General features: G+C 62.7%; 12 protein-coding genes. 2 read left to right on the plus strand and 10 right to left on the minus strand.

Features of this window, described 5'->3' with window-relative positions; all coding sequences use genetic code 11:
* Positions 1–177 precede the first annotated feature (177 nt).
* From DK871_RS27415 to cpaB, 8 genes are read right to left on the minus strand one after another with little or no spacing between them, the layout of a single operon-like run.
* Positions 178–447 (minus strand): DUF3613 domain-containing protein, encoded by a 270-nt coding sequence (locus DK871_RS27415; protein ID WP_047712481.1) that lies wholly within the window; start codon positions 445–447, stop codon positions 178–180.
* A 10-nt stretch (positions 448–457) separates the two neighbouring features.
* Positions 458–1183 (minus strand): tetratricopeptide repeat protein, encoded by a 726-nt coding sequence (locus DK871_RS27420; protein ID WP_161907364.1) that lies wholly within the window; start codon positions 1181–1183, stop codon positions 458–460.
* 10 nt (positions 1184–1193) lie between these two features.
* The gene (locus DK871_RS27425) at positions 1194–2081 is read right to left on the minus strand and encodes a type II secretion system F family protein (protein ID WP_161907365.1); all 888 of its coding nucleotides are present in this window, start codon (positions 2079–2081) and stop codon (positions 1194–1196) included.
* A 1-nt stretch (position 2082) separates the two neighbouring features.
* Positions 2083–2964 (minus strand): type II secretion system F family protein, encoded by an 882-nt coding sequence (locus tag DK871_RS27430; protein ID WP_161907366.1) that lies wholly within the window; start codon positions 2962–2964, stop codon positions 2083–2085.
* Between the two features lie 9 nt (positions 2965–2973).
* Positions 2974–4245, minus strand: coding sequence for a CpaF family protein (locus tag DK871_RS27435; RefSeq protein WP_161907367.1), 1272 nt, complete (start codon positions 4243–4245; stop codon positions 2974–2976).
* A complete protein-coding gene (locus DK871_RS27440; RefSeq protein ID WP_161907368.1) occupies positions 4242–5435 on the minus strand; it encodes a pilus assembly protein in 1194 nt (397 codons plus the stop codon). The genes DK871_RS27435 and DK871_RS27440 overlap by 4 nt, the downstream gene beginning before the upstream one ends.
* A complete protein-coding gene (locus tag DK871_RS27445) occupies positions 5432–6637 on the minus strand; it encodes a type II and III secretion system protein family protein (RefSeq protein WP_161907369.1) in 1206 nt (401 codons plus the stop codon). The genes DK871_RS27440 and DK871_RS27445 overlap by 4 nt, the downstream gene beginning before the upstream one ends.
* A 19-nt stretch (positions 6638–6656) precedes the next feature.
* Positions 6657–7601: a Flp pilus assembly protein CpaB gene (gene cpaB / locus DK871_RS27450; protein WP_161907370.1), complete on the minus strand. Its 945-nt coding sequence runs from the start codon at positions 7599–7601 to the stop codon at positions 6657–6659.
* Positions 7602–7938: 337 nt separating this feature from the next.
* Here cpaB and DK871_RS27455 point away from each other — a divergent pair, with 337 nt between their 5' ends.
* Together DK871_RS27455 and DK871_RS27460 are read left to right on the plus strand one after the other, a co-directional pair.
* Positions 7939–8136, plus strand: coding sequence for a Flp family type IVb pilin (locus tag DK871_RS27455; protein WP_003188231.1), 198 nt, complete (start codon positions 7939–7941; stop codon positions 8134–8136).
* A gap of 53 nt (positions 8137–8189) precedes the next feature.
* Positions 8190–8594 (plus strand): response regulator, encoded by a 405-nt coding sequence (locus tag DK871_RS27460; protein ID WP_161907371.1) that lies wholly within the window; start codon positions 8190–8192, stop codon positions 8592–8594.
* Between the two features lie 128 nt (positions 8595–8722).
* Here DK871_RS27460 and DK871_RS27465 read toward each other — a convergent pair whose 3' ends face one another.
* Together DK871_RS27465 and DK871_RS27470 are read right to left on the minus strand one after the other, a co-directional pair.
* The gene (locus tag DK871_RS27465; RefSeq protein ID WP_161907372.1) at positions 8723–10405 is read right to left on the minus strand and encodes a ShlB/FhaC/HecB family hemolysin secretion/activation protein; all 1683 of its coding nucleotides are present in this window, start codon (positions 10403–10405) and stop codon (positions 8723–8725) included.
* A 186-nt stretch (positions 10406–10591) separates the two neighbouring features.
* A partial coding sequence (locus DK871_RS27470; protein ID WP_256677536.1) for a collagen-like triple helix repeat-containing protein occupies positions 10592–12049 on the minus strand: 1458 nt, incomplete at its 5' end.

Below are 12049 nucleotides of genomic sequence, written 5' to 3' on the forward strand. Positions count from 1 at the left end.
ATACATAGATGCAACCGGGTACCATTGTTTGAAAAGCGGGTTGACAGTGGGGGCGAGTCCATACATAGGAGCGAGCTAGCTCGCGAAGAACGACGACGATAACGCGTGCATCCTGGGTAACCGCGTTGTCTTGGCGTTTTTCGCGAGCAAGCTCGCTCCTACAGGGCGGGTTGAGTTTTATTTGCTGCCCTGCGCAGTGCCGCCTACTTTCTGATCAAAAAACTCCGGGATCGGATGCTTGTTGCTGTCCAACCAGCGCTTGAGCGCCTGCTCGCGTTCTGCCGGCGTGGTTTTTTGCGGGTTGGCCGAGGCTGCGCGCCCGCTCAGTTGCAGCGCCATCCAGTTTTCCGTTTCTGCCTGCCGGGGTGAAGATGGCCCCGCTTCGATGGCCGAAGCAAGGAGGGGCAGGGCCAGGCAGGCAAGGCCGGCGAGGTAATGGAATTTCATCATCGACTCCTTATTTCACAGCGGCCGGCAGCGTGTCGCTGACTGCCGCCACCTGATCTTTGACTGGACGCTGCGGTGCCGTGCCAGCCTCCTTGAGGTGTTGCGCCCGCGCCTGGGCCTGGGTCACCTGCTCGGGGCTCAAGCCGAGCTGGCCGACCACTTTCGCGGCTTGCTCCCAGTTGTCCTGATAGATCAGCAAGGTCACCAGGTTCACCGCCGCCAGTTGATCGCTCTGCTTGAGCTCGATGGCGGTCATGAATTCAAAGCGTGCGTCTTCCAGGCGCCGTTGGTCGAGGTACACCACGCCCAGGTCATTGCGGATTTTTTCGTCGGTGGGCGCCAGCCGTGCCGCACGTTGCAGGTGAGCCATGGCCTGGCCGTTGTCGCCCTTGGCCGACGCCAGTTGCCCCAGGCCGTGCTCACCGTCGGCGGCCAGGCAAGTGCCCAGTAGGCTGCGGTACAACGGCTCGGCGTCAGCACGGCCCAGCAAGCGATAGGCACGGGCCTGGCGTTGACGAACCTGGGGCAGCGCGCTGGGCAGGTTTTGCAGGTTGGCGAGGCTGGCGTGCAGCTTGCCTTCGTTGGCCATGTCATCGGCCAGGTTCAGCGACAGCTCCTGGTCGGCGCTGGGCTTGGGGCAACTGCCCGGCGCCAGCAACCCGGCCCACGGAACCTGGCCGTTGCTGGCACAACCGCCCAGCATCAGCAGGCTCAAGGCGATGATCAGTGGTTTCATGGCAGGCTCCTCAAAAGTTATTCAAGGCTCGGGAAATGGCGATCATCGCCGGCCCCCCAAGCACGATCAGCAAGGCGGGAAACAGGAACACCATCATCACCACGGACATTTTCGCGGACATCTTCGAGATGTATTCCTGCAGGCGGGTCAGGCGGCGGTCGTCAAGCAATTGCTTAAGGGCCAGCAAGGATTTCATCGCGCCGCCGCCTTGGTGGATCAACTGCTGAAGGATGATGCAGGTGTCGGTGAACTCATCCACGGCCAGCAGGCGTGCGGTCTTGCCCAACTCTTCGGACAGCTCCAGGCCCGAGTCGACCCTCACCAGGACCAGGCGCAGTTCATGGGTCAGGTCTGGCAGCAAGCGCTGGGCTTCGGTACTCAACACCCGCAGCGATTGCTCGACCGCCATGCCGGACTCGAACAGGATGCGCAGCAACGGAATGAACGTGGAAATTTCCCGCGCGATGCGCGCCTGGCGGTATTTCGCGCTGAGGGCCAGGATGCGTTTGGGCAGCAGGTAACCGATGCCCAGGGCAATCGCCGGGGCAATCCAGGGCGAGCCGGCATGGGGAAACAGCAGTTCCTGGCCGAGTAGGGTCAAGCCCAGCAGCACGATGGGCACGCCGATCTGGCAGGCGGCAAACATGGAACGCTGGTTGGCTTTGCGCCAGCCGACGCGGTTGAGCAGGGTCTGGGTTTCGTTGTCCAGGCTGACCGAGCGCTGGGCCACGGCGCTGGCGCCCAATTGGCGCATCAGGCTGCCGAGTTTGTCCTCGCGGGTCAGTTGGCCTTGCAGGCGTTGGCTGACCAGGCGTTGACGGCGCCTTTGCTCCAGCAGGTTGCCGACGATCAAGGCGACGGCGGCGAGCGACAACAGGATGCAGATCAGGATGGCCATCTCAAATACTCCGCAACATGCGCCACATGACGAAGGTGCCCGTGATGTCGAGCGCCGCCGCGGCCAGCAGTAGGTAGCGCCCGGTTCCGTCATTCCACATGCTCATCAGGTAGCCCGGGTTGACCATCAAAAAGTAGCCGACCATGGCGATGGGCAAGCCCGCCAGCACGTAGGCAGTCATGCGGGTTTCGCCGGTCATGGCCTTGAGTTGGCGCGCACCCTGTTCGCGCTCGCGGATCATCTTGATCAGGTTCTCCAGCAGCTCGCTGGCGTTGCCGCCGTAGCGGTGGTTGACCTTCAGGCCCAGGGCAAACAGGCGGAACTCATCGCGCTCGTAAAACTCGGCAAAGTCGCTGACCGACTCCGGCAGGCTCACGCCCATTTGCACGTTACGCTGGATGCGGCTCATGGCTTGTTTGAGCGGCGCTTCGGTGCTGTCGATCGCGCCCAGCACCGCGTCCGCCAGGGTGCGCCCAGACTTGAGGCTGCGCACGCTGTGATCCAGCAATTGCGGTAATTGTTCGATCATGCGCTGCACCCGCCGTTGGTAACGCCAGGCGAGATACACCCGCAGCAGCAGTGGCGGCATGATCAGCATCACCAACAGGCCCAGCACGCCGGCGAGCAGGTAGCCCAGCAACATGCCCAGCGCCCAGCCACTCAACCACAACCCCAGGCGGTCGGTAGGCTTGCCCAGGCCGGCGCGCTGGAACATGCGCTCCAGTGCGACCCAGCTGCCGTTCGGCTCCTGGGGCACCGGCTGGCCATCGGAGAGCCGCTCCAGCACCCGGTCGGTGCCGGCCTGGCGCAGCCCGCGCTGGAACAGCCAGACGGACAGGCTGATCAGCAGGACGCAAATGAGCAGCAAGACAAGTCCGGTCATGAGCCCTCTCTACAACGGCAATGCCGATTCACGCCGCAGCTTGTCGCCGGCCGGGTTGAGCGCTTCGCGCAGGAAGCCAAAACCGGTACGGCGGTCGAGGCGGAACAGGGTGTTGGTGACATACACGTCGTCACGCACGCCCACCACTTCCACCACCTCGCTGACGCAACGGCGCCCATCGGGCAGGCGCGTCAGTTGAATCACCACATCCAGTGCGGCACAGATCATCTGCCGCAGGGTTTTCTCCGCCACCACGCGGCCGGTCAGGCCCACCAGGGTTTCCAGGCGCAGCAGCGCGTCCTGGGCATTGTTGGCGTGCACGGTGCTCATGGAACCGTCATGGCCGGTGTTCATGGCGGTCATCACGTCGAGCACTTCGACGCCACGGATCTCGCCAAGGATGATGCGGTCCGGGCGCATCCGCAGGGCGTTGCGGATCAGGTCGCTGGCCTTGACCTCGCCATGCCCCTCGGCATTGGGCGGGCGGGTTTCCAGGCGCACCACGTGGGGGTGGCCCAGTTGCAACTCGGCCACGTCTTCGATGGTGACCAGGCGTTCGTGGGGGTTGATCAATTGGCTGAGGATATTGAGCAAGGTGGTCTTGCCGGTGCCGGTGCCGCCACTGATGAGGATATTGCAGCGCTTGCCCACCGCCTCCTGGAAGAACTCGAAGATGTTGTGGTCGATGGTTTGCATCGCCACCAGGTCGCTGCTCTTGAGCATGTCCTTGCGAAATTTACGGATCGACAGGCACGGGCCGTCCAGGGCAATCGGCGGGATGATCGCATTGACCCGGCTGCCATCGGGCAAGCGCGCATCGACCATCGGCGACGATTCATCCAGGCGTCTTCCGAGGGGCGCGAGAATGCGCTGCATCACCCGTTCTACATGGTGCGCATCGATAAAACGCAGGTCGCTCTGGTGGAGCACCCCGTCACGCTCGATAAACACCCGGTGCGGGCCGTTGACCAAAATTTCGGTGACTGACACATCGCGCAGCAGCACCTCCAGCGGGCCGAAGCCGGTCAGCTCATCGACGATTTCCTCGGCCAGGCGCTCCATCTCATAGCGCGAGATCGCCAGGTGCATGCGCGTGATGTATTCGGCCACCTTGTCGACGACAAATTGCGCCAGGGATTGGCGCGAGCCTTCCAGCAGGTTCTGGCCCGACTCTTCGATGGCATCGATGATGTAGCGATGCAGCACCAGTTTCAGGCCGTCGTGGTCGTTGTGCGCGGCTGCCCCACGGGCCGGGGCGCCGAAGAGTTTTTCGCTGTTCATCGACTTGCCCCCAGCAGGCGTTCGAACCAGCGTGTCGAAGGTTTATCCAAGCCTTCGGTGCGTTTGGCCAGGCGCTCGCCCAGGTGGCGCAGGGCTTGGGTCAAGGCCTCACGCGGGGCCAGGGTGAACAGGCTTTGCCCCTGGTTTTTGGCGTTCAGGCGCACTTCCGGGCTCAGGGGCAGCACGGCGATGCACTCCAGGCCGAAGCTTTTTTCCAGGGCTTCGGTGTCGGGGGCACAGCCTTTGATGTAACGATCGACGAGCAGCTTGGCATGGTCGAGCTTCATGCCTTTTTCGCGCCACAGGTTCAGCACCGCCAGGTTGCGCCGACAGTCGAGCACGCCCTGGTCGGTGCACCACAGCAGCTTGTCGCAGTGGCTGACAAAGGTGCGCAAGGCTTCACTGTCGGCTTGCCCGGTGAGGTTGACCACGATGTGCTGGAAGTGCTGGCGCAAGGCGCTGAGCAACATGTACAGCTCGGCGGCGCTGGTCATTTCCAAGGGTTCATCGCTGGCGGCGTAGGCGAGGATCCGCAGGCCCTCGTCGGTGCTGGTAAACGCGCTGTTGATCAGCGTGGCGTCCAGGCGGCGCAGGTGGCGCAAGGCGTCGCCGAAATTGAAGGTGCTGTCCAGGCCCAGCAGCGCCAGGCTGTCGCCCCTGGGCAGGCCGAGGTCGAGCATCAGCGTCTGTTGGCCACTCTTTTGCACCACCATCGCCAAGTGGCTTGCCAGCAGAGCACCGTCGGTATTGCCCTGGGCACCGTAGAGCACGGTGAGTCCGCCGAGATGGGCGTTCGGCGCCGTGGGCGGCAAGCGCTTGCTCAAGCGTCGCACCAGCCCGGCCACTTCGCTGGAGCGCGAGCCATAGGCGACAAAATCCCGGGCACCGGCACGCATGGCGTTGAGTACCAACTGGTTGTCCATGCCGTCACCCAAGGCCACCACCGCGAGCATCGGCTTGGCTTCCAGGGCGCCTTCGATCAAGGCACTCTGGGCCACCAGGTGTTCGCGGTCCAGGCCCACGAACACCAGGTTGGCGAAGGTCACGTCCACCAATGCCAGCAATTCATCCAGGCTGCCGCCGCCCACGCTGATCACTTGGCCAAGGGGCGCCAGTGCACCCTGGAGCCATTCCAGGTCGGTGCTGTTGCGGGTGATTGCCAGGAAGGTCTGGCTCAGGCTATCGCTCATTGGGAGAGTCCACTGCGACGGTCGAAGTTGCCGTTTTCCAGGAAGAACAGACGGAACCAATTCGGGTCGTAGGTGCGCAGTTTCTCGCCGGGCAGCGACGGCAACTGCGCATTGGCGGCCAGTGGCTGCACCAGATGCGGCGTGACAATCATCAGCAGTTCTTTTTCTTCACTGTTGATATTGGAGTCGCGGAAGAAAGCACCAATGATCGGGATGTCGCCCAGGCCTGGCAGCTTGGCGATGGTGGAGCGGTTGGTGCTGCTGATCAGGCCGCTGATCACGAAGCTTTCGCCATCGGCCAGCGACACGCTGGTGTCGGTGCGCCGGACGGTGAGGGCGGGTACCTGGATGCCCTGGATCCGGATCGCGTTGTTGTAGTCCAGCTCGCTGACTTCCGGGGCGACTTTCAGGGCGATGCGGTTGTGGTCGATGACCGTGGGCGTCAGCGTCAGGCGAATGCCGAATTCCTTGTACTCGATGGTGATGGTATCGCTGCCGGCACTGGGCACCGGAATTGGCACTTCGCCGCCGGCCAGGAAGGTCGCGCTCTGGCCGCTCATGGCCACCAGGCTGGGGCGTGCCAGGGTGTAGGCAAAGCCGCTGCTTTCCAGGGCGTTGATCAATGCCTTGACCCGGCCACCGCCAAAACCGATGTTGAAGCTGTCAGGGCTCACCGGCAATTTGAAGATGCCCTCCGAAGGGGATAGCAAGCTCGGGCTGCCGAGGAAGAAATTGTTGCCCATGCCGAGGATCTTGGTGCTGGCCTCCTTGAGCTTGGTGCGGCTGACTTCGACGAAGCGGATATCGGTCTGCACCTGGCTGGGCAGCGTCGGGTCTTCGGAGGGCGACAGCGATTGGCTGGTCAGCGCCGAGGTGGCCTTGCCCTTGACGAACACCATGCTCTGGCGCGGGGTGGTCGAGCAACCGGTCCACACCATCAGGCTGGTGGCACCGCTGCCGACACCGGTGAGCAGGAAGTGGCGGTCGCCGTTGACCCGCACGTCGGCGATTTTCGGTTCGCCGATGGCCAGGCGTGTAATCGCTACCGGCGATTGCAGCTCTGTCTGCAAGCCTTCGCCCACCTCGATCACGGCGGGCAATTGGCCCAGGGCGTTGCAGTTGCCCGATGCGCCCATCGCCATGCCCAGGGGCAGGCACGGCAGCATCAAGGCCAAGGCCAATTGAGCGTAGCGTTGGCTCATTCAAGGCATCCTTGTTCAATCAGGGGGTAGGTTGTGCTGCCGCTGCGCCGCGAATCACTTCGACGCCCCGACGCTGGCCGGTGTCGGCCACCGCGGGGGTGATTTTTTTCGGCGGGCCGCTGAGGGCCAATTGGGTGAATTGGTAGAGGTCGCGGTTGGCGCTTTGCACCTTGTCCGGGGTGTCGCTTTCGCCGGCCCAGTAGCGGCTGAGCAATTGTTCGTCGGCACTGCGCACAGCCAGGCGCAGCGTGCCAGCTTGGGAGGCGAGCATCAGCCGGCTCAGCAAGGGTTCGGGCACCGCCAGCACCACACTGCGCGCGGCAGTGCGGCGTTGGGCGGCCTGGGCGCGTTCTTCGGCGGTGGCGGGTGGCGGTAGGGCCGGGGTGCCGTCGTTGGCCAAGCCCAACTGGTCGCCGACGCTGAGCAGGCGAATCGCTGGGATGACCACCTGCGCCGATTGCTCGGCATTGGCATTGTCCTGGCGCAAGAACAGCAACACATCCACGTAATCTCCGGGGCTCAACTGGCCACCTGCGCCGATGACCTCATCGACGGCGACGGCCAGCGCCCGTTCGTTTGTACGAATCATGCGCGCCAGGGGGCCGCCGGCGGTGAAGCTTTCATCATTGAGCCAGGTGCCGGCCCCCAGGGCCCGCAAGGGCGTGCGGCCGATGGCCTGGTCGATGCTGGTCAGGCTGCCGGCCGGCACGGTGCGCAGTTTTTCCACGGCGACATCGGCAGCGGTGAGGGGCACAAAAGGCGCAACCGCGTGCACCAGCACCACGACCGGTTGGCGGGTCTGGTCTTCCACGACTGCAACGGTTTTTTCGACGGAAATGACAGGTTCTGGCGAGGGCGCTACGGCGGGTGCCGGTGGACGACTCAGCACCAGGCCCCAATACCCTGCAACCAGGGCTCCGATGAGCAGCAAGCCAGCCAGGACCATGCTGATACGACTGTTCATGACGGCGCTCCCTATCCTGTTGCACTGCTTTTATTCCCGTTTATCCAAACGAGTTAAATTCGCAACTGGGCTGTGATGAACAACTAACGATTTGGCTATTTGAAGGTAGCCCAGCTAGGACAAATTGCCATTACTGAATGAAAAATTTATCTGCGCGGTTAAAGCGGGGCCTGTAAATGACGGACTTGTCGGGCGGGTGGGGTGACTAATACTTTGTGATTAATTCGTTCTTACAGTTGTGAGTGTTAAATTTGTTGACAATGCTCTAGTGGCACACGGCAATCATTGTGCGGGCCAGCTGTATCGGCGCTTTTGTGGCGCATGAGGGAGATCTCCTATGATCCTTGACCTGTTCTTGAAATTTTACATTCACGCTCAGTTATTCCTGCGCCGTAGAGACGGGGCGTCGGCCATTGAATATGTGATTATTGTGGCGATAGTTGCGTTGGTTATCATTGGCTTTGGCACTGGACTTGGCGATAAAATCAAAGGTGTCTTCCAGAAAGTGTCAGACGCGCTGCCGGCGGCGACTTAACATGCAGCGTTGTCTGTAATTGTTTTGGCGATTCTCTTTATCAGGTACCGCCCATGACCCACCCTTCGTCATCCCGCCAACAAATCCTATTGGTGGATGACGAGGAGGATGCGCTGATCGAGTTGGCCGAATCCCTCGAAGACGAGGGATTCGTCTGTTTCACCGCGAACTCCGTCACCTTCGCCCTGCAAGAATTGACACTTCACCCTGATATCGCCCTGGTCATCACCGATCTGCGCATGCCTGAGGAAAGTGGTATCTCCTTGATCAAGCGCCTGCGCGAACATACCTCACGCTCGCAGTTGCCTGTGATCGTGATGTCGGGTCATGCAGAAATGGATGATGTCAGCGATATGCTGCGCTTGCAGGTGCTGGATCTGTTTCGCAAACCTATCTACCTGGTGCGCTTGCTCGATACCCTCAACAACCTGTTTCCCCTCTCTACACCTGGTCGGTAACGGACCGGCACCGCTCAAATGTGGGAGCTGGCTTGCCTGCGATTGCGGTGGCTCAGTTAAAGATGCATTGACTGACACACCGTCTTCGCGAGCAAGCCCGCTCACACATAAGCTCCCTCGCAACAGCTTCACAGCTGGTAACTGAAACTCAGCGTATACCGCGGTCTGCGGTTAAAGCTGTCCAGGGCGATATCCGACATGGGCTTGGCCGCCTCCAGCGCGATGTTGTAGTACTTCTTGTCGCCAAAGCGTAGACCCACCGCCGCCGAGGACATGTCGTTGGCCTTGACCGGCAGGTCGTTGAACCAGGATTTGGCGCGGTCGACTACTACATAGGGTTGCAGAATCTTCAGCCAGTTGCCGGTGCGGTTGAAGCTGTAGTTGACCTCGTACGCCACCCCCCAGCCCTTGTCGCCCGAGCCTTGGTCGTCCGGGTAGCCACGGCCGAAATTCTGCCCGCCGAAGGTCACGCGTTCGCTGTCTGGCAGGGTGTTGTCGCTCCAGTACAGCGCACCGGACAGCACGCCTTGCCAGTTGTCGAAGAACTTGTCGCTTTGCACGCCGGAAAGGCGCAGGCGGAAGAAGTCGAGGTCGGGTTTGGCCACGCCCAGGTCACTGCGAGCCTTGGCGCCCAGACCGTCGATGCCCTGGTACAGACCACCACTGAGGATGCGCAGGCGTTGCGCGTCGGCCTTGCGCCAATCGCCTTCGAAGGCCAAGGCGCGCAGGTTGGATTCGATGTCGAAACGCAGCGGGTAGCCCACCAGTTTGTAGCGCGTGGTCTGGTCGACCGCGTACAGGCGCGTGCCCAGGGTAAGTGATTCGGTGGGGGAGGCAATGAACGGGTGGCTCAGGCCAATGGAGTAGCGGTCGATGGATTGGTGCGGCTTGAGTTCGAAACCGCCGTCCAGTTGCACGCTGCTGTTGGGGTCGGCGCGATAGCGTTCGGCGGCGAGTGCCAGTTGGGTGCCCTCGGCGTTGATGAACTGGTTGTAGTCCACGCGGTAGTAGTGCTCTTTGTCCTCGCCGGGCGGGAACAGGCCGCTGACGGTGAGTTGTTCGCCCATGGACGTCTGGGAATTGCTGGTAGCGCTCAGCAGCGCTTGCGTGCCGCCACGGCTTTTCTGCACCAGGCTCATGCTGGTGGTGAACGGTTTGCGGCTAGCCTGGATCTGCATGTGCGTGGCGCCGTCGGTGGTGCCCGGTGGCGGCACTTGCGCCTGTACGCTGAGGCCGGGGATGCGGCTCATCAGCGTGGTGTAGCGCTCGAAGGTCTTGCGGGTCAGCGGGCGCTCAGCCAGGAGCTTCTGCGCGAGCTTATCGACATAGGCCGACACCGAACCGATGTCGCCGGTTTGCTGATAGTCCTTGATGTAGCCCTCCACCAGTACCACGCGGACCAGGCCGTTTTCGAAGTTCTGTTGCGGCAGGAACGCGTAGGACAGCAGGTAGCCATCCTCCTGATAACGGCGGGTGATGCCACGGGTCGCTTCGATCAGTTGCGCAAGGTTGGTTTCCCGTCCAATCAACGGCGCATACACCCGTGCCGTCTCGGCGAGCGGGTAGACCGTCCCGCCTTCGATCTGCAACTTTCGAATGGTGACCTTGGTGTCCATCAACAGCGGTTGGCCGGCGGTCGGAGGCGCTTCAGGTACCTGGGTTTTCGACGTGGGTGGCCGATAGGCGTCGGCGGGCAGGTTGGGCACCGGCAGGGTGCGGACAGTGTCGTTGCTGTTAAGAAAGCTGGGAAGGGTCTCGGCCTGGGCGTAGGCACTGAGGGTGAGCAATAACAACGGCGTCAACACGCGCATAGGACACTCCATGGTCAACTGCAGCAGCGCTTCGGGCCCGCCGGGTTCTGGGACGCGGTTCGGGAGGGTGGCGAGTGATAAAGCGTGTCGCCGCCCATAAAAAAGACGAGAGACTTATTAAAGGTCTCTCGTCTCAACCAAGCGTAGGCGCTGTAGGGGAGGCCGTCTAATCGGCCAGGTGCATTTCTATTTGCCGGTCAGGCCGTTCAACAAACCGCCCAGACCGCCTGTTGCTGGAGTGCCGCCTGTGGTTGTGCCCGTGCCGGTTGCTGTGGTGGTAGTGCCGATATTCAGGCCGCCGAGCAAACCACCGCTGGTGCCGCCAGTGGTGCCGCCGGTTACCAGGCCTCCCACCGAGGCGACGGTGCCGCCGACCGCTGTAACGGTGGTGCCTACCGCGTTGGTGATCGGGTTGGCGTTGGCTGCCGTCAGGTTGGTGCCCAAGCTGCTGACTGCGCCGCCGACTTGAGTCACCAAGCCATTCACCGGAGCACCCACACCGGTAGTCGTGCCGATGGTTTGCGTCAGGTTGGTGACGCCGCTGGTCACAGGGTTGAGCGCTGCGCCGACATTGGCGGCCACGGTGGCGACCGGTGCGGTGGCTGCGGTGTTTGCTACACCTGTGCCACCCAGCACAGTGCCCAGCGAGGCAACGGTGCCGCCGACTGCACCACCGGTTACACCCGCTGCACTGACTGTGCCGTTGGTGTTGCCCACGTTCAGGCCGGTACCTACGTTAGCCACCAGGCCACCCACCAACTCTGGAATGCCGGGAGCCGAGGTGCCACCGGTTGGGGCCACATAACCGCCCGATTTATCCAGTGTGCCACCGACGCCAGTGAGTACGGTGCCGACAATACCGGTGACTGGGTTGCCCGTGCCGCCAGTGCTGGCGACTTGAGTACCCAGGCCAGTGACAGCCGAACCGACTTTATCCAGTACGCCATTGAGTGGAGCGCCTAGGCCGGTTGTGTTGCCCAGGTTGCCGGTGGTGTTTTCCACCAGCGACACCACAGGCACCACGACTTTGCTGCCCAGGGTGTTGGTCAACGAGCCCAGCGGGCCCGTGGTGCTGGCCGTGCTGAGGGTATCGCCGAGCATGGTAACGGTGGTGCCGACTTTATCCACGACGCCACCGACCGCTGTGCCCACGCCACCTGTCACGCCGCCGACCACCGGTATGCCGCCCAGAGTGGTTGACAGCGATTGGCCGGTGGTCGAGAGGCCGCCGCCCAGGTCCGCCACGCCATTACCTACGCCTGCCACCGTAGTGCCCAGGGAGTTGCTGTTGGTGCCCAGTGAGCCCAAACCGGTGGTCACACCCGTGCCGATGCTGTTAACAGCGGTGCCTGCCGAGGAGACCAGGCCGCCAGCGGTTGCGCCGACGATAGGTACGCCGTTCAAGGTCGAACCCAGGTTACCGACAGCCGTACCGACATTGCCCACAGTGGTGCCAAGGGTGCCGGCGATCTGGCCGGTGACCAGTGGGGTGGTTGTCGAACCGGTGCCGCCACCGGTACCGCCACCAGTGCCGCCGCCCGTGCCGCCGCCGGTGCCACCGCCAGTGCCGCCACCGGTGCCGCCGCCCGTGCCGCCGCCGGTGCCACCGCCAGTGCCGCCACCGGTGCCGCCGCCCGTGCCGCC

Origin of the sequence: Pseudomonas sp. L13 (assembly GCF_009935965.1) — a bacterium.
GTDB classification, from domain to species: Bacteria; Pseudomonadota; Gammaproteobacteria; order Pseudomonadales; family Pseudomonadaceae; genus Aquipseudomonas; species Aquipseudomonas lactis.